This is a genomic window from Runella rosea, assembly GCF_003325355.1.
Lineage (GTDB): Bacteria > Bacteroidota > Bacteroidia > Cytophagales > Spirosomataceae > Runella > Runella rosea.
Window position 1 is genome coordinate 2,592,819 of sequence record NZ_CP030850.1, and the last position, 23,402, is coordinate 2,616,220.

At 45.0% G+C, this 23,402-nt stretch carries 18 protein-coding genes; 9 read left to right on the forward strand and 9 right to left on the reverse strand.

The window, feature by feature from the left end; all coding sequences use genetic code 11:
* The first annotated feature begins 3 nt into the window (after positions 1 to 3).
* From DR864_RS10990 to DR864_RS11000, 3 genes are all read left to right on the forward strand, one after another.
* Positions 4 to 537, forward strand: a complete 534-nt coding sequence (locus tag DR864_RS10990) for a YceI family protein (RefSeq protein ID WP_114067014.1) — start codon at positions 4 to 6, stop codon at positions 535 to 537.
* Positions 534 to 1,040: a hypothetical protein gene (locus DR864_RS10995; protein WP_114067015.1), complete on the forward strand. Its 507-nt coding sequence runs from the start codon at positions 534 to 536 to the stop codon at positions 1,038 to 1,040. The genes DR864_RS10990 and DR864_RS10995 overlap by 4 nt, the downstream gene beginning before the upstream one ends.
* 87 nt (positions 1,041 to 1,127) lie before the next feature.
* Complete coding sequence (locus DR864_RS11000; RefSeq protein ID WP_114067016.1) at positions 1,128 to 1,862, forward strand: NRDE family protein; 735 nt, start codon at positions 1,128 to 1,130, stop codon at positions 1,860 to 1,862.
* Here DR864_RS11000 and DR864_RS11005 read toward each other — a convergent pair.
* The gene (locus tag DR864_RS11005) at positions 1,849 to 3,762 is read right to left on the reverse strand and encodes a tetratricopeptide repeat-containing sensor histidine kinase (protein WP_114067017.1); all 1,914 of its coding nucleotides are present in this window, start codon (positions 3,760 to 3,762) and stop codon (positions 1,849 to 1,851) included. The two genes, DR864_RS11000 and DR864_RS11005, sit on opposite strands and share 14 nt — an antisense overlap.
* A gap of 179 nt (positions 3,763 to 3,941) precedes the next feature.
* Between DR864_RS11005 and DR864_RS11010 the strand changes: the two genes are divergently transcribed.
* The 4 genes from DR864_RS11010 (at position 3,942) to DR864_RS11025 (ending at position 8,411) form a co-directional block, all read left to right on the forward strand.
* On the forward strand, positions 3,942 to 5,318 hold the full coding sequence (locus DR864_RS11010) for a hypothetical protein (RefSeq protein WP_114067018.1): 1,377 nt from the start codon (positions 3,942 to 3,944) through the stop codon (positions 5,316 to 5,318).
* A 312-nt stretch (positions 5,319 to 5,630) separates the two neighbouring features.
* On the forward strand, positions 5,631 to 5,984 hold the full coding sequence (locus tag DR864_RS11015) for a c-type cytochrome (protein ID WP_114067019.1): 354 nt from the start codon (positions 5,631 to 5,633) through the stop codon (positions 5,982 to 5,984).
* Positions 5,985 to 6,092: 108 nt separating this feature from the next.
* Positions 6,093 to 6,824, forward strand: a complete 732-nt coding sequence (locus DR864_RS11020) for a GDSL-type esterase/lipase family protein (RefSeq protein WP_114067020.1) — start codon at positions 6,093 to 6,095, stop codon at positions 6,822 to 6,824.
* Between the two features lie 3 nt (positions 6,825 to 6,827).
* Positions 6,828 to 8,411 (forward strand): serine hydrolase domain-containing protein, encoded by a 1,584-nt coding sequence (locus DR864_RS11025; RefSeq protein WP_114067021.1) that lies wholly within the window; start codon positions 6,828 to 6,830, stop codon positions 8,409 to 8,411.
* Between the two features lie 433 nt (positions 8,412 to 8,844).
* Here the strand turns inward: DR864_RS11025 and DR864_RS11030 are convergent, their stop codons facing one another.
* The 3 genes from DR864_RS11030 to DR864_RS11040 are packed head-to-tail and all read right to left on the reverse strand — an operon-like array spanning position 8,845 to position 12,153.
* Positions 8,845 to 9,696: a flavin reductase family protein gene (locus tag DR864_RS11030; RefSeq protein ID WP_114067022.1), complete on the reverse strand. Its 852-nt coding sequence runs from the start codon at positions 9,694 to 9,696 to the stop codon at positions 8,845 to 8,847.
* A gap of 11 nt (positions 9,697 to 9,707) precedes the next feature.
* On the reverse strand, positions 9,708 to 10,949 hold the full coding sequence (fahA, locus tag DR864_RS11035; RefSeq protein WP_114067023.1) for a fumarylacetoacetase: 1,242 nt from the start codon (positions 10,947 to 10,949) through the stop codon (positions 9,708 to 9,710).
* A 46-nt stretch (positions 10,950 to 10,995) separates the two neighbouring features.
* Positions 10,996 to 12,153, reverse strand: a complete 1,158-nt coding sequence (locus DR864_RS11040) for a homogentisate 1,2-dioxygenase (protein WP_114067024.1) — start codon at positions 12,151 to 12,153, stop codon at positions 10,996 to 10,998.
* 318 nt (positions 12,154 to 12,471) lie between these two features.
* On the opposite strand from DR864_RS11040, the gene DR864_RS11045 reads away from it, so the two are divergent.
* Positions 12,472 to 14,967 carry a glutaminase family protein gene (locus DR864_RS11045; RefSeq protein ID WP_114067025.1) on the forward strand — a complete coding sequence of 832 codons (2,496 nt, stop codon included), beginning with the start codon at positions 12,472 to 12,474 and terminating at the stop codon, positions 14,965 to 14,967.
* Positions 14,968 to 15,226: 259 nt separating this feature from the next.
* On the opposite strand, the gene DR864_RS11050 is transcribed toward DR864_RS11045, so the two are convergent.
* Together DR864_RS11050 and DR864_RS11055 are read right to left on the reverse strand one after the other, a co-directional pair.
* Positions 15,227 to 15,958, reverse strand: coding sequence for a hypothetical protein (locus tag DR864_RS11050; RefSeq protein WP_114067026.1), 732 nt, complete (start codon positions 15,956 to 15,958; stop codon positions 15,227 to 15,229).
* Between the two features lie 162 nt (positions 15,959 to 16,120).
* Positions 16,121 to 17,929, reverse strand: coding sequence for a hypothetical protein (locus DR864_RS11055; protein ID WP_114067027.1), 1,809 nt, complete (start codon positions 17,927 to 17,929; stop codon positions 16,121 to 16,123).
* A gap of 246 nt (positions 17,930 to 18,175) precedes the next feature.
* Between DR864_RS11055 and DR864_RS11060 the strand changes: the two genes are divergently transcribed.
* Positions 18,176 to 19,003: a DUF2911 domain-containing protein gene (locus DR864_RS11060; protein WP_114067028.1), complete on the forward strand. Its 828-nt coding sequence runs from the start codon at positions 18,176 to 18,178 to the stop codon at positions 19,001 to 19,003.
* 141 nt (positions 19,004 to 19,144) lie between these two features.
* Here DR864_RS11060 and DR864_RS11065 read toward each other — a convergent pair whose 3' ends face one another.
* From DR864_RS11065 to DR864_RS11075, 3 genes are all read right to left on the reverse strand, one after another.
* Positions 19,145 to 21,073 (reverse strand): histidinol-phosphatase, encoded by a 1,929-nt coding sequence (locus tag DR864_RS11065; RefSeq protein ID WP_114067029.1) that lies wholly within the window; start codon positions 21,071 to 21,073, stop codon positions 19,145 to 19,147.
* Between the two features lie 128 nt (positions 21,074 to 21,201).
* Entirely contained in the window at positions 21,202 to 22,272 is a 1,071-nt protein-coding gene (locus DR864_RS11070; protein ID WP_114067030.1) for an NADH:flavin oxidoreductase/NADH oxidase, read from the reverse strand.
* Positions 22,273 to 22,357: 85 nt separating this feature from the next.
* A complete protein-coding gene (locus DR864_RS11075) occupies positions 22,358 to 23,401 on the reverse strand; it encodes an MlaD family protein (protein ID WP_114067031.1) in 1,044 nt (347 codons plus the stop codon).
* Between the last annotated feature and the right edge of the window lies 1 nt (position 23,402).

Sequence of the window (23,402 nt, forward strand, 5' to 3'; positions counted from 1 at the left end):
TCTATGAAAAAAATCCTAATTTTAGTACTTTGCGTAGGTATGTCGGGAACTGCTGTGAGTCAAGTCTGGCAACCCGTTTCATCAGCCATCGGTTTTTCAGTCAAAATGTTGGGGGTAACTGTCAATGGGTCATTTAAAGGATTGGCCGCCACCTTGAAATTCAACCCCGAAGCCCCCACCACTGGCAGCATTGCTGCCAGCGTTGATGCGGCAACGATTGAAACCGAAAATACGCTTCGAAATCGCCATTTACGCGAAAAAGAAGACTTTTTTGAGGTTGCTAAGTACCCAAAAATCAGCCTAAAATCCACCAAAATCGAAAAAGGAGCCAACGGCTACATCGGATACTTTGACATGACCATCAAAGCCATCACTAAAAATGTCAAAGTACCGTTTACATTTTCAGAAGCCAACAATAAAGCTACTTTCAGCGGAACCTTTAAAATCAACCGTAAGGATTGGGCCATCGGAGGCAACACCTTCGGCATGTCTGATGATGTCACTATCCGTCTAACTGTTAACGCCGTTTCAAAATGACCTTGCTTCAACGAACCAATCTGGACGTTTTATTGCAACTGAAAGATTTGCTCAAAATTATTTCTCCAGCAGCGTATTCCGACCCGTTGACCCTCCTGCACGGAAGCAGCGTAGGCCAACACGTGAGGCATACCCTGGAATTTTACCAATGTCTTTTTGAACAGGCACCGCAAGGTTTTGTGGACTATGATGCCCGCCAGCGAGACCTACAGTTGGAAAATGACCCAGCCTTCAGCATCACTAGGGTGGAGCAATTGGTCGAAGCCTTAAAAAAACCGATTCCTACCACTCAGATTATCCTGAAAGCTTCGTTTTTAGAAAACGACACCGAAGAAATTCAAACGACTTGGGCCCGTGAACTGGTCTACATGGCCGAGCACGCCATCCATCATTTTGCCATTATAAAAATTGCGCTTAGAGAGCAATTCCCCGAAATAGCCGTACCGATACATTTTGGCGTGGCGTACTCAACGATTAAGTATCGGGAAGTTGCGACGGTCTGATAAGCGCCTCGCAAAGGCGTTGGGTGAAAACTATAAAATAATCTTTCAATTCGTCTTCTGTTTCGGCAGAACATAAACTGGCAAACCATGTGCTTTGTAACCTATATTCCACACCAACAAGGCTTTATCCTGACTTCTAACCGCGATGAGAGCGTAGGTCGCCCCAAAGCTTTGCCGCCCAAAAAGTACCTCATTGATTCCACGCCCGTCTTTTATCCGCAAGACGGGCTGGCAGGAGGCACTTGGATTGCGGCTTCACCCAAGGCGACCGTTTGCCTGCTCAACGGAGCGTTCGTAAAGCATCATCATAAACCTCCCTATCGGATGAGTCGGGGAAAAGTAGTACTTGATTTTTTTACGTATGAGCACCTAGCCGATTTTGCTAACCAATACGACTTTGCGGGCATCGAGCCGTTTACGCTGGTAGTAGTAGAGGAAGGTAGTGAGCCTATACTTTCGGAGCTTCGCTGGGATGGGGCACAAGTCCACCTTAAAGCACTGAATGCGGGGCAGTCTTACGCATGGTCGTCGGTGACGCTTTATGCTGACGCTGTGGTTCGGGAACGGGAACGTTGGTGGCAAGATTGGCAACGACAACACCCTGTTTTTGAAGCCAAAGATGTGCTTGATTTTCACAATTTGGGCGGAAATGGCGACAAAGCAAACGATTTGGTGATGAACCGCAACGGTCAATTGCGAACCGTCAGTACTACCCAAATTCAGAAAACGCCCACTCAGTTTTTGATGAATTACCGCGACCGGCTCAGCGGCCATCATTTTAAGTACCGAATTTTTGAAGCCGAAAAAATCAGTTGTCTGTAACCACCTCCGAAGCAAGGAATTGCCTTGTTTCTTCATACGGAATATTAATAATGATAACGGTACCACCGTTGGGTTGACTTTCGATGGAGAGCGTGCCGCGAATATCCAACGTCCGCTGACGGATATTCTGTAAGCCCATTCCTTCCTCCACTCGTTGCGTTGGAATGCCCTTTCCGTTGTCGGCTACGGTCAAAACCACTCGATTCCCGAGTCGTTGCAGTGTGACAAAGGTTTTGGTGGCTTTGGCGTGTTTGAGCACGTTATTACATAATTCAAAACCAATCAAATAGAGATTAAACTCGATTTCAGGCGTCAGTCGTGCTGGCAAATCGCCGCTGGTTTGCAGGCTAAACTGTGTTGTTCCGGCAGAGTTTAGTTTGTAAATCAAGCGGTCAAATACGGGCAAAAGTCCTTCACGTTCCAAATCTTCGGGGAGCATATTGTGCGAGAGCGTGCGCACCTGACGGCACGCGTCAATCATCATTTCTACCACATTATCATAAATTTCGCGCTCATGGCGGTCAAGTTGCGAAGGGTCAAGAATTTGTAAACTGAGCTTGGCCGCCGACAGAAGCCCGCCCAAATTATCGTGCAACTCCGAAGCTACGCGTTTTCTTTCCGTTGTTTGTCCTTTCAGAAAAGCTTGTTCTATTTCCCGTTTTTTACGGGCCAATTCATAGTTTTTCTGGCGTAATGTCCGGCTATGAAAAATCAGTCCTATTCCGATTGCACTCAGAAGAAGTACCACAATGAGCAGGAAATTACGCGTCCGCGTTTGCAACGCAATCTGCTGTTCTAGCCGGGCACCATCTACCTCATACGCCCGCCGCATATCCGCTAGGGCAACTAACCGACGAGCAATACCCAAGCTGTCGCGTAGGGTGGCCTCTTGCCGGTAGGCGCGTAGAGAAGCCATTTCGTTGCCAAGTTTACCGTAGGCTTCGGTGAGGGTATGATACGCAAAAGGCTTGAGAGAGGCATAATTGTACTGATTGGCCATGGCCAGCGCTTTTTCGGCGTAGCTTTGGGCTTTGGTATAATCCTTCAGGGCTAAAAAAGATTCTCCGAGACTATTGGTGACCGACGCCACACCGCGGGTATGGTTTACTTCTTCAAAGAGGGCAAACGCTTTACTCAACAACGGCAATGCCTTCCCAGCCCGCCCGATTTTGTTGTAATAATCGCCCATCTCTTCGTAGGTGCCCGCCAACGAAATCTTATTGTTAAGCTCTTGCGCCACGGCAAGTTGGCGGTCAAACATTTCAAGTACCAACTTATCCTTCCCCCACTGTTGATAAAGGGTACTGAGCATACTGTAGAGCCCCAAGATGTGTTTCAGTTTGAGCGGCCTATCGTCATCGGGCGTGCTTTCCAACTGGGTCAACGCCGTTTTAAAATATTTTTCAGCTTTTGGATTATCGGAAGAACGAAGAAAACTTAACCCCAAATTTTGCTGAATCATCCACGCCTTGCGACAGTTTCCACCCAAAGCATCGCACAGTTTGAGCGCTTCAAGACTAATTTCAAGCGACCTCACATAATCGTGACCGCGCCGATACTTCACCTCCCGGCGCAGCAGCGCATCAATCATCATTTCTTTATCGTCCTGTTGTTTGGCCAACTCAAAAAGACGGTCGTTGTAGGCCATACTCGTATCCAGCTCTTTATAATCCCCTTCCAGATACAAAGTTCCCAGCAGGTTAAGTACCTGCATTTTTTTCATAATCTGTTTAGGCTCCTCTGAATGCTTCTCAACTTCTGCCAATAGCCTTTTTGCAACGGTTTTTAGGCTGTCTTTGTAGACTCGGTTATAATTTCGAGTATGGTCAATACGTGGCACCTGTCCTACTGTTTTGAACAGCGGTAAAAAGAAAATCCATAAAATGAGCGAGTTTTTCATGCCCAAAAGCTAAAAGTAGGGGGTAAACCGTTGATTTTGTGGGTTTTTGAAAACACTAATTTAGGATAAACTTAGGGAAGCGAAAAATAAAAGAATGCTTTAACTGCTTTTTAATTTATTTTTTAGACGGTATTAATCTTTTAAATGGTGCTTTGTGTCGAAAAAAATAAGTTCGCACCATGAAGCACCTCAGTTGGATTTTTTTAGTATGCGCCCTCACTTCTCACGCGCAAGATTCTCTCAAAACAATTCCCGAAAAAAACGAATTAAAGTACAATCTTAATACTTCGGGATCCCATTTTTTTAAAGCTACATTTTTGAATCAAACGTGGTTTCGTTTCAACAACAGCAATCCGGGTACCACTGTTCTCGGAGAAGCCGCCCCTCAAACGCTGGATTTGGGCCTCCGCCGTACGCGCATGCAATTGTTTGGACAAATCACCGACCGTACCTTTGTTTATTTTCAGTTGGGAATGAACAATTTTAATTTTTTAAATGGTTTCCCCGCTTTGGGCAATGCCCAGGGAGTTCCCTCTAATCGTAAAATTGCCTTCTTCGTCCACGATGCAGTGGTCGAATATTCGGCATTTGCCCATAAAGACTGGCTCAAAATAGGCGGTGGCCTGACCATTCTCAACGGTCTTTCTCGCTTTAGTCAACCCAGCGTATCCAGCATTATGACCATGGATGTGCCCGTTTTTGCCCAAGCGACCGTTGATCAAACCGATGAATTTTCGCGTAAACTCACGCTCTATGCTCGGGGCCAAGTGGGCAAATGGGACTACCGTTTGGGATTGACCGATCCGTTCCCGATCGGCACGAGCGGAAATCCAGTTCCCGCCATTTCTACCAATTCTACCTTTGCCGCCAAAGGCCATCATAAGCAATACCAAGGTTTTTTGATTTATAATTTCTTTGACAAAGACGCCCACCAGACCCCCTATATGACGGGGACTTATTTAGGCAAAAAGAAAGTACTAAATATTGAAGGAGGCTTCATCAGTCAAAAAGCGGCCACGTGGCGTACCCAAAACTCAGGCCGCGATACTGTGTACAATGCCCTGAATTTGTGGTCGTTGGCGGTGTTTGCTGATATGCCCGTCAATAAAGCCAAAGGAACCGCTATCTCGGCTTATCTTGGCTACTTCCGTACTGATTATGGCACTAACTACCTACGTTTCAACGGTATCATGAACCCCGCCAACGGAACCACCCAGTCGCTTTCGGGAGTATCAGGAATACAGGGAAATGCCTTTCCAATGTTTGGTACTGGAAGTGTAATTTATAGCCAATTAGGGTATCTGTGTGCCGCTGATTTATTAGGCAAAAATGGTACACTCATGCCTTATGCCTCCGCCCAATTGGCCGACTATCAACGCATCACCAAAGTTGCGGGGATTTATAACGTAGGAATTAACTGGTTACTTAAAGGCCATAACTCCAAAATATCGTTGGATTTCCAAAATCGTCCAGTTTATCAGAATGCCTCCGACGGCCTTTTAAAACCCAACGGACGACGCGGCGCCGTAACCATCCAATATCAAGTTTTTATTTAGTTTGCTCTTACAGTAGTAGAGAAAAGGTTTAGGTATAGCAAGAATCCAGCTTCTCATTGGGAGGCTGGATTTTAACTATTAGATATATTATACTTTAAAAAATACTAGAGCGTAAATGGTTTAAAACCCTAGATAACACCATCAAATTCACCTTTGTTAGCAATAAAGAAAAACGATTATCAAAGTAAGCGTAGAGTATCAGGGAATGGTATTTGAAGAAAAAAAAGAAATTGACGCAACCTTCAAGGAAAAATTCACGTGTGTATAAGTGAACTCTCTAACAGCTTTATTTCACTTAAACTCCTGATTCCCATGAATGTAAAACGTCTCCTCCTCCAAATGGGGGTAGCAAGCATTGCTATGTCCTTTCTAATCAGTTGTAACAAAACGGATGACACTCCTGAACCCGTAAAAGTTACGTACAACAAAGACATTAAGGCTATTTTTGTCGCCAATTGTACCCCTTGCCACTTAGCAGGTGGGGCAAATCCAAACAAGTGGGATGATTACGCTACCGCCAAATCTAAAATCACGAACATCCTTGACCGTACACAACGGATGCCTGGGACAACAGGATTTATGCCGCGTAATGGTACCGCTCAACTTCCAGCTGCGACCATTGCCCTACTCAAGCAATGGCAAGCCGATGGATTATTAGAAAACTAGCCAATTCTCTTTCAATAAAAAAGGTTGCCTCATAAGGGCAACCTTTTTTATTGGCCTATAAAGCCGTAAATTTTGTTTGTATTTTACTTTAAATGGAAACAACTTCTTATGATGAAAAACTCTACCCCTACAACTATATTGATTCTGGTGATAGCATTGCTTGGAGCTTCTTTTTCCTGTAAACGCAGCAGTGTCAACTATCAGCCCATCGCGGAAGCCTTCGAGCCTGATTATCAACTCAACCGCTTTGAAAACGAGATTAAGAATTTTGAAAAAGAAGACACCGAAAAAGGCAAAAAAAAAGGCGAGATATTGTTTTATGGTAGTTCTAGTTGGCGGATTTGGAAAGATATGAAATCCGATTTGGCTCCTTTGCCCGTATTGAATCGAGGCTTTGGTGGCTCAACCATTCCAGAGCTCATTCATTACACAGAACGTGTGGTGTTTCCCCTCGAACCCAAAATACTGGTCATTTACGGTGGAGAAAATGATTTGACGGGCAAAAAATACAAATCTGCCGAGCAAATGTTTGACTCTTATCGACAGTTTGTTTCAATCATTCAAAATCGTTTACCCAAAACCAAGATTTGTTTCGTTTCGATGAAACTCTCCCCTTCGCGTCGTAAACATTGGGAAACGGTCAAAAAAGGAAATGCCATGGTAAAATCTTTCAGTACAGGTAAATACTTATCGTATGTAGACATCAACCCTGTACTTTTCAACCCCAACGGCACTGTCAAAGGTGAGCTGTATACTCAAGACAGCCTGCACCTCAACGCACAAGGCTACCGCGAATATACCAAAGTCCTTCTCCCATTTCTAATGAAAAAATACAAATAATCCATGCAAACCACTCGTCGCCAGTTTATTCAACAATTAGGTTTTGCCAGTACAGGAATCGCCCTTTTGGTCGGTGGACCTTTTGACTCGTTTGCAAAATCGAAACTAAGCTTGCCGCGAAGCACACCCGAAACACAGGGTGTAGACTCGGCTGGGATTACTAATTTTATGAATGCCGTAGCCCAAAGCAAACATGAGTTTCACAGCCTGATGATTCTCCGACACGGACAGGTCGTGGCCGAAGGTTGGTGGGCGCCTTACCGACATGATTTGAAGCATACGCTGTATTCGATGAGTAAAAGTTTTACTTCCACGGCGGTGGGGTTTGCCGTCGCTGAGGGGAAACTCAAAATCAGTGATTTGGTGGTGTCATTTTTCCCCAACGACTTGCCCGCTACAATCAGCGAAAACTTGGCAAAGCTGACGATAAAAGACCTGCTCAGCATGTCGGTGGGTCAGGAGACCGAGCCGATGGTCAGAAACGAAGACAATTGGGCAAAGGCGTTTTTGGCCACTCCGATCAAATATAAACCTGGCAGCGTGTTTTTGTACAATAGCATCGCTACTTATATGTGCTCGGCCATTGTGCAGAAAGTAACGGGACAAAGAATCATTGACTACCTCAAACCGCGTCTTTTTGACCCGCTGGGAATTGAAGGAGCGGATTGGGAAGAAGATTCGCAAGGCATTAACACAGGCGGCTGGGGCCTTCGTGTAAGGACCGAAGACTTAGCTAAATTTGGTCAATTATACTTGCAAAAAGGGGTTTGGAACGGCAAACAACTGATTCCGAAAGCGTGGGTAGAAGAGGCTACAACCTTTAAAGTCCAACAACCCGCTCCCGCCAACCCAACCCGCCCGAATGACCAAAACGACTGGTTGCAGGGCTATTGTTACCAGTTTTGGCGCTGTCGACACAATGCCTACCGGGGCGACGGGGCTTACGGCCAATACACCATTGTAATGCCTGACCAAGATGCCGTTATTGCCATCACAAGCGAAACAGCCAACATGCAGGGCATCTTAGATTTGGTTTGGGAGCATTTGTTGCCCGCCATGAAATCACAGGCACTACCCGTCAATACCGCAGCCAATAAAGCATTAAAGCAACAAATGGCTGCCTTGGCGCTATTGCCGCCGAAAGGAGGAGAATTGCGTACCAATGCCGCCAAAATATCAGGAAAATTGTTTCAGATGGAGCCCAATTCACTTAATGTCGAAACTATTTCGCTGGCGTACCGTGAGGGTGATAGCTACCAATTTGTGCTGAAAGACCAAGAGGGTGTTCATAGGGTTATATGCGGACTCGAAAAATGGGCTTTTGGTGAAACCGACCTTGCCCGACCCAATTTGGTTAATTCCTCCAAATTAAAATTTGAACGCATCGCCAAGATTGCCGCCGCTGGTACGTGGAAAGACCCCAAGACCTTCGAAATAACGCTTCGCTATTACGAATCTCCGCACCGCAATTACATTATTTGTCATTTTGAGGGAGACGCTGTTAAAATAAATTTTGACAACAGCATCAACCGCATGACGGGAGCCAAAGATAAACGCCCAGTATTGCAAGGAAAAACGGGCGTTTGACCCTAGGATTTCCAATTTTGAAAATAAACCTGAAAAGCATTACCTAAAAAAACGCCCTCCAAAAGAAATTTGGAGGGCGTTTTTTTAGGTAATAATCAAGCAATTAGAGCGGATTTTGCACCATTGCTTTGTTGATATTTATTAAAACCTGACAGCTAAGTTTAGTTTATATTTAACCGAGTTTGGACTAAAAAAAGCTTTAACTGCCTTTAAGATAAGTACTGAATCGTAAATAGTTTTTATTATTTTACACTTCCACTAGACCCACCCCGCCCCGTTGCCCCCCCTCCCAAGAGGGGATTTACGCTCTAATCTCCTCTTGGGGGGATCGCTTAGCGACGGGGTGGGTTTGGAATAGAATAAGTTATTTTTGACCACATACTTAGAAGCAGTTAAAGGAAAATTTTCAAATGATAAATTAAAAGCCCCATCCCTATGCTTCCATGGCCAACAACGCCAGCCAAGCATCTTTTACTTTACCCTCAAAGAGCATTTTTTTTGCCAATTGGATGAAGTCTTTCTCCAAATTTTCATTTTTAAAACGCTCTATTTCTTCCACCTGCGGCAATCTCTCTATATTCCCCAAACGTCCCAGTTCATTTCCCGTGAACAATGGATTCGTTTTTACAAAATCAGGAATTGAATCAACACCAATGCCTTTTTGAGTGCTAGGTTTCGGAATCTCAAACAAGGCATCGCCCGAAGCACGGGCGTACCAATCGCCGCCCATGCGGGCTACCCAGTCGGTTTTTCGTTGGTCAATTCTGCCGTTTTCGTCGAGAATATCTTCCGAAAAATGCGCTAAAATTACCTCGCAAATGATCAAATTGGCGGCACCACCTTCTTCGCCCAACGAAATAATCTGCTTGACTTTACACTCAAAAACGGCTTTCGATTCCCCCACCCGAGGAGGTTTTACTAATTGAGAAGGCATCTCCGTAAAACCCGCTTTCACAAACTCATTGGTGCCTTTTGGATACTCACAACTCGCCAGCGACATCTGCTCAACCATGGCATAATCAACCATGTTAATCACCACTTCATCCACTTCTTGTACGTTTTCGAAGGTATGTTTATTGGTGGCGTCGCGTACGCGGCGATTGGGCGAAAAAATAAGCGTAGGGGGTTTGGTACCGAATAAATTGAAAAAACTAAAGGGGCTTAAATTAACGTTGCCGTCTTTATCGACCGTACTGGCAAAAGCAATCGGACGGGGTGCCACCGCACCCTGCAAATAATGATGAATGACAGGAACCGAGACGTCTTTCGGATTGATGGTAAGCATGGTGATGAAGGTTATTTTGCTGGCAAGATAGTCGTTTTTACTTCTCCAAACCCTACCCTAATTTCACCTTTTTGTGCAAAACCCCGAATGATAATCGTGTCGTAATCTTCCACAAACTTGCGTATCAAACCATTGGGAAGCGTAATCGGATTTTTACCTCCCCATGTCAACTCCAACAACGACCCGAAACTGTCGGGTTCTTTGCCCGAAATCGTACCCGAAGCAAGCATATCTCCCACGTTCAGGTTACAGCCATTAATGGTATGATGCGCAATCTGCTGGGCTACCGTCCAGTACATATTTTTGAAATTGGAACGGCAAAGCAAAAACTCAGCTTGCCCTTTATCCTCTGCTGGTTGAATGTAGACCTCAAGAGTTACATCAAAATTTTGAAGATGTTGTCCTTTTAAATACGGCAAAACAGCGGGAATTTGTGCAGTTATAGGCACCCGAAATGGGGCTAGAGCTTCCATCGTGACTACCCAAGGAGAGACCGAAGAAAAAAAGTTTTTTGCCAAAAACGGCCCCAACGGCACATACTCCCACTTCTGAATATCTCGCGCCGACCAGTCGTTGAATAACAAAAAGCCAAAAACATGCTCTTCTGCTTCATCGACTGAAATGCAGTCACCGATTTCATTACCCGCGCCAATGATGGTCGCCATTTCCAATTCAATATCAAGACGTTTAGTCGGACCGAAAATCGGCGGTTGGGTCTCATCGGGGCAAGTTTGTCCCTTAGGGCGGTGAAAGTGGGTCCCCGACACAAAAATCGACGAGGCCCGACCGTGGTACGCCACTGGCAAATGTTTCCAATTGGGAAATAATGCATTTTGTGGGTCGCGAAACATAGCCCCAACGTTGAAGGCATGTTGCTCACTAGAATAGAAATCGGTGTAATCGCCCACTTTAACGGGTATATGTAAAATGGCGTCTTTTTGCGGAACCAAAAAATCGGAGGCAAAGCCTTTGAAAGGGCTACACGGGTCTTCAAAAATTTGCTGTAACACCTGCCGTACTCCCACCCGAACCGTTTTACCCGCTGCCATAAAGTCGTTGAGGAACTCCTTTTGAAAGGCATTTTTATCAAAATCAATACCACCAAAAGCGCCTAAATCGGCTAGTTTGGTCATGTCAATAATCCAAGGGCCAAGCGCCACCCCGACCCTTTTGGACGTTTTAGGCGTTGAGAAAATACCAAAAGGCAAATTATGAATCGAAAAATCGGAGTTTTTATCAATGGAAAGCCACATAAAGTGATGGTCTTGAAAGGGTGAGTAAGGATAAAAATGGCAAAAATTAGGCTAACCAACTCTGGTAATACTTTCCATCATCAATTTTGAGGGCTTCTTCGGTCACCATCAACGGTCGAAACGTATCAATCATGACGGCGAGCTCGATGGTTTCTTTTTTACCAATGCTCCGCTCATACGCGCCCGGCGCGGGGCCGTGCGGAATACCGCCCGGATGGAGCGTGATGTGCCCCTGCTCAATGTTGTTTCGACTCATAAAATCACCATCTACGTAATAAATCACCTCATCAGAGTCGATATTAGAATGATTGTAGGGTGCTGGGATGGCCTTAGGATGATAGTCATACAGTCGCGGACAAAACGAACACACCACAAATGCGCTCGTCTCAAAGGTCTGGTGTACAGGCGGTGGTTGATGAATACGCCCCGTAATAGGCTCAAAATTATGAATCGAAAAGCCATAGGGAAAATTGTATCCATCCCACCCAACCACGTCAAACGGATGCGTAGGGTAGAGCATTTCGTAGATTTTCCCCTGTTTTTTGATTTTCATTACAAAATCTCCTTCTACATCGTGGGTTTCGAGTTCTTCGGGAAGTTTGTAATCACGCTCACAATAAGGCGACTGTTCGAGCAACTGTCCAAACCAATTTCGGTACCGCTTGGGCGTATAAATCGGATGAAAAGACTCCGTAATCAGCAGCCGATTATCTTCAGAATCAAACTCGATTTGATAAATAATACCCCTTGGAATGACCAGATAATCACCGTATTCAAACGGAATATTTCCGAGTTGAGTACGCAGTTTTCCCGAACCTCGGTGGATAAACAACAACTCGTCGGCATCAGCATTTTTGTAAAAATATGAGGTCAACGATTGGCGCGGTGCCGCCAGACTGATATGCACATCGCTATTGACCAAAAGCCTTGTTCGGCTTTCTAAAAAATCTTCTTTCGGCGGTACGTCAAAGCCTTTGAGGAGCCGCGCTTTTATTCCCTTTTCGACGGCGATTTTAGGAGAAACATCCGTTTCTGACAAAATCTCTTTGACCATCGTGGGCCGATGCACATGGTACATCAATGACGACATTCCATCGAAGCCGACGGTGCCAAAAAGTTGTTCGTAGTATAGTCCTCCGTCGGGCTTCTCAAATTGAGTGTGCCGTTTGGGAGGAATTTTGCCGAGTTTATGATAAATAGGCATAATTTTTCACAATAAGATACAAAAAAGTATGCGCTAAATTACAAAATAAAAATGCCAAGGCAATAGTTGCTTTAACAAATAAATAGCAATCTATGTATCTAACTCATGACAAATACACATTTCTTTGGAGCACAACCATGAAAATTGGAAATCAAGTTTTGAATTTTCATGGTTGTGTATCATCATTTACCCCAAAATATTGGCAAAATCTTAGCACTACTATAAAAGCCGTTCATTTTTAATTGAGTATAACCATAAAACAAATGTTTTTATAATCTAACGCCATATCTTAGAATCCAAAAAGTAACCCCGAAACCCATGCAACAACGAATTTATGTAAATGCCGCATTTGGCTATTCGCTTTGCCTCATTGCGCTTTTGTCCCTCACCCTACAAGCCCAAACCCTCCGCCCACCGGCCTATCCGCTCATTACCCACGATCCTTATTTTAGCATTTGGTCGGAGGGTGACCGCCTGACGGATGTAGCAACTACCCACTGGACCAGCAAGCCACAATCAATGGAAGGGATTGTGCGCGTAGATGGCAAAGCCTATCAATTTATGGGTGCAACGCCCATCCAATATAAATCCGTTTTATCCACGGGAGCCGATGCCAACGTCGCGGTCAAATACACTTTTGAAAAGCCTAGTGAAAGTTGGAAAGAAGGCAATTTTGACGATGCTAAATGGCAAACGGGGCGACTTCCGTTTGGTTCGCACACCGACCGCAGTCACCTTTCTTGGACCAAAGGTGGGGTCTGGATTCGGCGCACGTTTGATTGGGACGGCCAAACCGACCCAAGCGCCCTTCGACTAATGCTGGCCTACAACGACGAAGTAGAAGTGTTTCTCAACGGTATTCCCCTCTATGAACATCACAGCGTAGCAGAAGATTACCGTCCGTACACTATTCCCGCCAAAGCACTGCAAACATTAAAAAAAGGCAAAAACCTGTTGACGATTTATGCACTGCACACCAGCGGAAATGCCTTTATTGACGCGGGCCTTGCCCAAGAAATTAAAGCCGAGCCGCTTCCGTTGGCCGAGCAAACCAAGGCCGAACTTACCGCCACCAAAACAACATATAGCTTCAAGGCGGGAGGTATAAATCTGACCGTCAGCTTTTTGTCCCCTCTTTTATTAAACGACCTTGAAGTAACGGCTCGGCCCGTCAGCTACATCACTTATTCGGTGCAATCCAACGACGCCAAACCCCACGATGTACAATTGTTTACGGGAATAGCAGGCACCGTTGCTACCAACTTACCCAATCAAGAAGTAGTAACAAACAACGGTAAAGCAGCCAACCTAAACTGGCTGTCTATCGGCACCAAAGAGCAACCGCTGCTCAAGAAAAAAGGCGATGATGTACGCATTGACTGGGGTTATGCCTACTTAGCGGTTCCTCAAAACGGACAAACCCAACTCGCAAGCGGTGCATTTAGGGCGTTGAAAGAAAACTTTGTTAACATTCAAACCTCATCGACTGCTGTTTCTGTAGGTACGGCCACCGACATGGCCTTGAGCGCGATTGTTAACGTTGGAAAAGTAGAAAACACGCTTAAAACAAGTCATTTGCTCCTGGCATACGATGACGTATACTCGGTTCAGTATTTTGGCACAAATTTGCGCCCGTGGTGGAATCGGACGGGTAAAGTGACCATCGAACAACTCCTGACATTGGCCGAAAAAGAGTATCCCGCTATTCAAATAAAATGTGCCGAATTCGATAAAACCATTGAAAACGACGCATTCAAAGTGGGCGGCAAACAATACGCCGAACTCTGCAACTTAGCCTATCGTCAAGCCATTGCTGCCCACAAAATAGTGGCCAAACCCAACGGTGAGCTGTTGTTTTTCTCAAAAGAAAACTTCTCTAACGGCTCCATCGGCACCGTAGATGTGACGTACCCTTCGGCACCGTTGTTTTTGGCATACAATATCGAGTTGATGAAAGGAATGTTGCGACCCATCTTCGATTACAGCGAAAGCGGTCAATGGACCAAGCCCTTCCCTGCCCATGACGTAGGAACCTATCCACTAGCCAACGGACAAACTTACCCCGAAGACATGCCCGTGGAAGAAGGCGGCAATATGCTCCTGCTTACGGCCGCCGTTGCCGCCGCCGAAGGAAACGCAGATTTTGCCAAACAACACTGGAAAACGCTCTCTACTTGGGTGGAATTTCTAGAAAGGGATGGTTTTGACCCTGCCAATCAGCTTTGCACCGACGATTTTGCGGGGCATTTGGCCCGTAACGCCAACCTTTCCATCAAAGCTATTTTGGGGATTGCCGCTTACGGACAGCTTGCTCAGAAAATCGGAGACGCGGCTACTGGCAAGAAATACCTCGACTTGGCCCGCAGCCTAGCCACGCGTTGGCAAACGATGGCCGATGTGGGCGACCACTACGCCTTGACGTTCGACAAGGGCAATACATGGTCACAGAAGTACAATTTGGTTTGGGACAAGCTGTTGAAATTTAACGTTTTCCCCCCTTCGGTGGCGGAGAAGGAAATCAAATATTACCTCAAAATACAGCAACCCTACGGCCTACCGCTCGACAGTCGCAAGACCTATACCAAATCCGACTGGATTTTGTGGACGGCCGTACTGGCGCAATCGCCCGCTGATTTTCAATCCCTGATGCAGCCGGTTTGGAAATTTGCCAACGAAACCCAACCTCGCACACCCCTTACCGATTGGCACGAAACCCCCAACGCCAAGCGTGTAGGATTCACCGCCCGCTCGGTCGTGGGAGGGTATTATATGAAAGTGTTAGAGGAAAAACTGGCTAAGAAGCAGAAGAATTAAATGCTACAACCCTTGGGCTGTGTATTTGCATAGCCCAAGGGACAGATGCAAAGATATAGGCTCAAAATTCAATAAAACACTTTTCCCTAAATTCTTGCTAAAATTTTAAATGATCTTCCTTCCATTTTACTTTACCAAAATATTTACTGGTATCTAATCCGAGCGGTTTAGGTTGCGCTTTTTTTGAGTTTTTTCTCAATTTCAGCGGGAGTAGTATTTTTGGTGATTGTAGTCATCATTTTAATATGATTTAATGCATTTAAAAAAAACGACGGTACTTTTCAGGAGTAATATCTTCCCCGTCTCGTATCATAAGAACACTATTCCATGTCCCAATACCAAATCGATTAGCGTCAAAGTCAATATATTTTTCCTGTACAGTTTTACCCGCTAATTGCTTTGTAATATACATCCTTGATTTGGTTGTAGCAGGACTTCTGTAAAATTTACCCCGCACAATTATAGTGTTTTCATCAAACCCTACAGGTCTTTTTTTTATCAAAAATTTACCTGTTAAAGTTACAAATTCGTATTCCCACCAATCACGCGTTATCAACGTAAATTTACGTTCTTCATCCTGTAATTCAAAATCCAATAACCACTCAAAGTGACCTATACTTCTTCTTATCATTAAGCTGTCAACCTGAAAATCCTTCCAACTGTAGGTATAAGTATGATGGCCATCTTCATAAAAAAAGAGCATTTTCTCAGAATCATTGGGTTTTTCTCCAATTGGGTAATCATTTATAAAAATTACTTTTCTGCAATCGTTTGTAACAATTCCCTCTTTATTATAGAAACCACTGTCTGGAATTGAATAAATTGGCTTTATAGAACCATTAGTAAACATCTCCCATTTTAATTTCTTCCTGATGCTCTTATTCATTTTCAAAACACATCCATTGTATTTACTCACAAAGAAGCTATTAAGCCTTGGCTCATCAAATGAACAGCAAAGAAATACAAGAATGATTATTGCAACTTTATTCATAATCAAAATTCCTTCGGATGTAATTTATCAATTTTACAATTAATGAACAAATCTGTTTACTAACCCCTTTCTTTTTCCAAGGTTTTACAAAAACAAAAAAGTGGTCAGCAAAACTTGCTGACCACTAGAAACAATTAAACCCACTAAACAAATATCCTACGTTTAGGCACTCACCGGAACGGGCACCGTCTTATTTCTTATCGTGTTTTCAAACTGATTTAACTCCTCTTTCATCTCTTCCAAATAACGTTCCGCTTCGTTTTTGAGAGAAGGAATGAGTTCTTTGTAATAAGCGACGCCTTGCAAAAGATTGTTTTGAAAGAGTTGCAGATAGCGCACCTTTTTGGTGGTTAGATTGTCTGCACTTTTCTTCAACTCATCGTCAAAATATTTTACGTACATTCTTAATTCATTCACAAACAGGTTGGAACGCTTCACGGAGTTGAGCAAATTCAGGCGCCCATAAATGTGGTCAACCATCTGCTGCAACGTAAACACCCCCGAGAAATACGCCAAATTGGGCCCCGGACAAATCGTCACGGCGTTGAGGTTGTGCGCAGGTTTGAGCCCTTCACTCAACAACGCCGACGCGCCCAGCCCTTCGCAAAGGCAATCCTTTTCCGTTACTTCTGCCAGCTGCGCCTCGTAGGCTTGGGGCGAAAGGTTTTGTTCTTTCAACTGATTGATTTTCAGATGCTGGTATTGGCGAGAAGCCGCACAAATCGGAATTTCGGTAAATTCGGTATTGGCCACCAAAAACTTTTTATAGCAAGGACTTCCCGGACGATTCTTCGCAATCCGTGCCGCCAGCTGATGCTGAGCGGTACTTTTCCGAAAGTTATTGAACGGAATTCCCAGCGGTGAGGCATGACTCAAATAATAATCATCAGGCTTAGCGGTAGCGAGTGCTTGGAGCGTATTTTCGTCGACACTCGTGGCTTCGGGCACCAACAAAAACGGACTGCCCCAGCCCGTAGCGTCGGCCTGATAATAGTCGAGCAAAAAGGAATTTTCGTTGGCCGTGCCAATGCCTCCCTGCACCGTGACACGAAGTACAGGTTGGGTTTCAAACGTAGGTACACCTTTGGCCGTCAGGGCTTGGTTGCACATCGTCCACAACTCCGCCGCCAGTGCTTCTCGATTGGCTTTAAATTCCTCCATGATTGGCCCCAGCAATAAGCCATCGGTCGCAAAAGCATGGCCGCCGCAGTTCAATCCCGATTCAATTCTGAATTCTGACACCCACAAACCCTTTTTGGCCAATATTTTACCTTGGGTCAAGGCCGAGCGATAATCGCTTACCTTCAATACAATCTTCTTTTTTAAATAGCCTTTTTCATCTGGAAAAAAGTCACTGAAAGTGTCAATGTAAGCGTACAAACGCGGATTGTATCCCGCCGAGAAAACCACCGATGATTCTAAATCACTTTGGGCAAAACCTCGTAAACTGGAAAGAGCGTCTGAAAATTCTTTGGGCAACATTTCTCCGTCTTTGGTATAATTATTTCGGTCTACTTTCGCCATGATGTTGACATCAATGGCTCCCGCTTTGATTTCACCCCGTAGTTTTTCTTGCAACTGTGCTTTGGCTTCACCTTCCTCCAACGACATCATGGCATGGTAAAGTGCTTTGACCGACGAATCATCAGGGAGGAGTTCGAAGTATTTTACAATTTCGGTTCCCATCACAAACGGTAGATTTCGGAGCTTTTCTACCTGTTGTGTCACAATCCGATTGACCAGATTGAGGTATGACTGAATTCGTTTGGCGCGCCAATCTTCCACCTGCTCAGTGATGGGAACAAAAGTCTCATTTACCCACGGGCTGTACAACTCGCGGAGGCGCTCCATCAGTTCGTCTTCGATGATAGAAATAACCGACGAAATCCCAAATCTCGCCACTTTAATGGGCGATTCCATCGTAAATCCCAGCCCCATGACGGGAATATGAAATGTATGTTGTGTTGACATGTGGAAAACAGTGTTTTAATAAATGATTCGACGAAGGGGTATAAACGCATTCCCAACCCTTCAAAAATCGACATTTCTCAGCATGAAAATGATGATATAAATCAGTACTCGCTTGCGTTATTGACACAAATGCTTCACTTTAACTTCATTTTTTTGAATTATTTGACTGATAATTGAGTTTACACTTCTGCTAACAGTCGATAGACTACGCACATTACTTATCAAAACAAAACCCTCAAAAATCAAATGAAAAAAGTTGTTGTACTTCTTTTTGTCTTATTTTCAGTAGGCGCATCGGCCCAGGGAATCAAGACACCCGCTCCCAGTCCAACCCAAACCCTCAAGCAAGACTTTGCGCTTTCTTCCATCGAAATCACTTATTCTCGCCCCGCCGCAAAAGGCCGTAAAATTTTTGGTGATTTGGTGCCTTTTGGTAAAATCTGGAGAACAGGTGCCAATGCAGCTACCAAAGTAACCTTCGGCGAAGATGTAAAAGTGGGTGGAGTACCAGTGAAAGCAGGTTCTTACGCTATCTATTCCGTACCAACCGCCAACGATTGGGAAATTATCATCAACAAAGGTGCTAACAACAGCGGCTTAACGGGCTATAAAACCGAAGACGATGTAGCTCGTTTCAAAGTAGAATCGATGCAATTGCCGATGATGATTGAGAATTTTACCATCATTTTGGGTAACCTAACCGCCTCTTCTGCCGATATTCAAATCCTGTGGGAAAATACCGCCGTACAAATCCCAGTTGTAGCCGACATCGATTCTAAAATCATGGCACAAATCAACACCGCCATGACCGTAGACAGCCGCCCGTATTTCCAAGCTGCCAGCTATTATTTTGACAACGGCAAAGACATCAACAAAGCGTTGGAATGGGCCAACAAAGCCGTTGAAGCCCAGCCTACCGCGTATTGGGTAATGCACCTAAAAGCCAAAGTACAGGCTAAAGCAGGCGACAAAGCCGGCGCAAAAGCCACCGCCATGAAGTCGATGGAAATGGCTAAACAAGCCAAAAACGACGATTACGTGGTTCTGAACCAGAAGCTGATTGCGGGATTATAATTTAAAATTCCTCAATGAATATAAAAAAGCCCTTCCCAATGATTGGGAAGGGCTTTTTTATATTCCTCTATGGGCTACCCTTTTTTACATTATTTAAGAGCCAAGGAGGCAAAGTCCGCGATGATTAAATAACCAAAACCTTCAAGGCTTCGTCAACAAAAACTCCTTCACCAATTCCAATTGGTCGGTACTGAGAAAATCAGCGCCTGCTTCACGGAGTTTTTTCCAAACGACTGGGTCTTCGGGGCAAGCCCAGAGGCGGAGTTTTTTTCCTTCGGCGTGTACCTTTTTTACCAATTGACTCAATTTTTGAAACTGCTCTTCGGGCATTTCACCCTTGCCACGCCACGAAAGATGGTTTGCGTAATTATCACTCACCACGGGCATCAATTGAGCGCTCAGTTTCTTACCCAAATCAGCAGGTCGCCCATCCAACGAAGCCAATCGCTCTTTTGATTTTTTCAACGTCTCAATCGGGCGATTACCCGAAATAAACAACGTCACGGGCCCTGCTTTAGGACTATTTCCTTTATACGAAGTAAGAATTGTACGATAGTTTTGGAGTAATTTGTCTAAGGCTTTGTAAGTACTTTCGGCCTCGGTTTTGAAGTCAATCATGAGATACACCGGGCCTTTATAACCTCCATAAACTTGATTTCCGTTTTGAGCAATGCGCTCGGCCAACGGCTTTAAGTATAAATTTTCTAAGGTATGCGCAGGATTGTTGAACGTTGGGCGTTCGTGCGCTACAAATAGCGTGTCGTTGATTAAGTAAACGTCGGCCTCTACGCTCGTAAATCCTTGGTCCAGCGCATCCCACAATGGGCGTGATTGCTCGTAATCATTGTGCGCGTGGGCGTTAGGAAGAGGCGTTACGCCGGGTTTTACGGGCGGTGTTTGAAGCTTCGCAATGGGCTGAACCCAAGCCGTTTCTACGTCTCCTGCGCTAAACGGGTTGTATTTTGGTTTAGTGGAAATGATTTTAGCCCGCACCATCAAATCATCTTCGGCCAAGGTATAGTTCGCTTCATTTCCTTTTATTTCTTTAAAAATTTCGGTTTTTTCTTTCCCTTTTTTCAGTCCAATCCATTGAATGGTATAATTGACATTGGGCTCCGCTTTTATCTTAAAAGAAATACTGGACGGCGTTTGAACAAGTTTCTCTAATTCTACGCCCGATGTAGCATAAAACCGCCCCGCTTCCAGCGACTCTATCAGTGAGCGCGGCGACAAATCGGCGGCATTGACCATAACCCAACCACGACCCGTATTGCTGTATTCTAAGCCAAAAAACTGATAATTGTGGCTGTCGTCGGTGGCCAAACCGTACATCAACGGGCGCCCTTGTTGTACAAAATGAACGTTGATTTTATCCCACATCACCTCGGTGCCATCGCGTTTTTCGTCACCGTAATTATTAACCATCGGATGCCCATTAAAAACTTCAAAGAAACGCTCGTACCGTAGCTGCATCAAGTCCTGCGCGGTGATGGCATAGTAAAAATTGGGGTGATTAATGTGCGGAAACATAGGCTGTCCCGTTTGGCGGCGCTGCGCTACCACCAAGTCAATATTGTTTTGCATCACCTCGGCTACGCTATTGCCTCGCTGCGGGCGAATGAGGTTCTGCACGTTGGTCATGTTGATGTGAATCGGCTTGCTATCGTAGCTTGTTGAAACCTCTTCACTTTTGATAATGAGAAACTTACCCGGGTCATCAAAATAACTGCGGTATTCCTGCAAGTTTTTCAGGCGTACTTTCAGGGAATCGTTAGGCCCTTTTTTGTACGTGACCCAATCAGGCCCAAACGTGCGCAAATAACGCTCAAACGTACGCCGACGCTCGGGCACACGCGGCACATTCACCCATTTTTCTCCTTCCTGAAACGTATTATGGTCTGATAACCCGACAAAGTTATACCCGTTGGCTTTATACCAATCCATGATTATTTCGGGATAATCGTCGCCATCGCTCCAAAGCGAGTGCGTGTGCAGATTGCCTTTGTACCAGTTTTGGGCATAGGCCGAGGAAAGTGAAATAAGCAAAAAAAAGAGGGAAAATAATCTCATGTTGGGTGAGCGATTTGAGTTCAGTAGGATAAGGCATCCACCGTGCATTTCTAATACTACCTTCTCGCTACCCGAAGAGACTATCTTATAGGATTGGCAAGTTTTAAAAACTTGCCAATCCTCTCAAACTAACGTTTCTTTTGGGCTCGCACGTATTGAATCGGCCATTGTACATCATGCCCTAACTCGTGTGCCGCCGAGAGCGGAAACATCGGATTTCGGAGCGACTCACGGGCAATCAATACCAAATCGGCTTTGTTGGCTACGATGATTTCATCGGCTTGGCTCGCTTCCGTAATCATTCCTACAGCACCCGTTTTGATACCTACTTTATTTTTAATGGTTTCGGCAAAAGGAACCTGATAATTCGGCCCTATTTTAATGGCACTCGGCGGCGCCAACCCACCCGACGAGCAATCAATCAAATCCACCCCATTTTCGTGGAGAACCTTGGCCAACGCCACGGAATCATTGATCGTCCAGCCGCCTTCGACCCAATCTGAGGCCGAAATTCTGACAATCAACGGAAAATCATCGGCAAGAATACCCCTTGTTTCTTTCACAATGGTGCGTAATAATCGTATACGATTTTCAAAACTTCCACCGTATTCATCTGTCCGCTGATTAACCAACGGCGACAAAAAACCATTGAGCAAATATCCGTGCGCCGCATGAATTTCAATCACCCGAAAACCCGCCGCCAACGCTCGATGCGCCGCCGCTTTAAAATCATCAATCACCTGATGGATTCCTTCTGCGGTAAGCGCATTCGCTTTTTTATCATCGGCCAACAACGCATGTTCGCTCGCGGCTACGGGCTGCCAACCTCCCTCTTCGGGTGAGGCGTAACGGCCACCGTCCCACGGTTTATGTGAGCTGGCCTTGTGTCCAGCGTGGGCCAATTGAATGCCCGCCACACTGCCGTTTTGGTGGATAAAATCAGTAATACGCTTTAGAAAAGGGATATGTTCATCTTTCCAAATCCCCAAATCGCCAGGAGAAATTCGCCCTTCGGGGGAGACCGCCGTGGCTTCAGTAATCACCAACCCAGCGCCGCCCACTGCCCTACTTCCGAGATGAACTAGGTGCCAATCATTGGCAAATCCATCGGTAGCCGAATATTGACACATGGGCGAAATCGCAATTCGATTTTTGAGTTCAACACCTCTCAGGTGCAAGGGAGAAAATAAATTAGCCATAAACAAAAAAGGTTATGCAAAGCAAAGATGTGTGGGGTCATTTGCTTTACATAACCAAAATTAAGCGCCTTTTAGTTTTTAGGAATCAAGGCATTTTTTCGAGCGTCGTCACCTGTGTTGAGGTATCGGGCTTTACTTCCTCCTTCTTTTTCTTACGGAAGTACCTTCTAAGCAAGATGTTATGCTGTAAAGCCTCCATGTTTTCGTCCAATTTGGCCGAGCTACTTTCGAGATTTTGAAGCGTATTTCTTACGTTATTGGCCGTTTTGGGGTCGTGCAAAAGTACCCCGACGGTACTGGTTTTGTCGTTGGCGATTTGATTGGTTGTCTGCCGCAAATCGGCCACCATCCCCTTGGCCGAAGTGGAAGTTTCCTTCAAGTTTCGCGAGGTTTCTCCCAACGTACTGACCGTTTGTTTCAAATCGCCGTACATCTGTTTGTCGGTCAGCAAGTCATTGACAAAGTTTCCCTGCGTGTTCAAGTTTTTGGAAAACTGCGCCAATGATACGGTCGTGGCCTTGGCGTTGAGCGTGGCGGCTTCCAATCCAGTGAGGGTTGAATTTAATTTTTGGTATAAATCATCTTTAGTCAACAACTTCCCTACCGAACCTTCTCCGCCTTTGATACCACGAACCAATTCTTTGAAATCAGCCGTAATGGCCAGTAAATTTTTGTTATTCTCCTGCAATGTTTTCAGCATATCCTGTTGAGAATCTTCTTTTAAGACCCTAAACTGGTATCCATCTTCCACGATTTCGGCTTCTGGTGAGCCACCCGAAATCACAATGATGGTGTTGCCAATCAAACCGTCGGTACTGACTTTGACGTTGGCGTCTTTTTTGATAAATTTTTGGGAAGATTCTTCAATACCAAAGGTCACTTTTACTTTAGAATTTTCGACGAAAGCAACGTGCTTCACGGTGCCGACTTTGACACCCGAAAACCACACGTTACTGCCTTTGGTAAGGCCATTTACGTCGTCTAAGATGGCATAGGCATCAATTTTACTCACGAAGGTTTTGCGCAAAGTGCCCACCATAAGAATCCCCGCGACCAAAATCATAATCCCAAGTACCACAAAAATCCCCACTTTTACTTTATAGCTTTCCGACCTTGACGTTGATTTCATA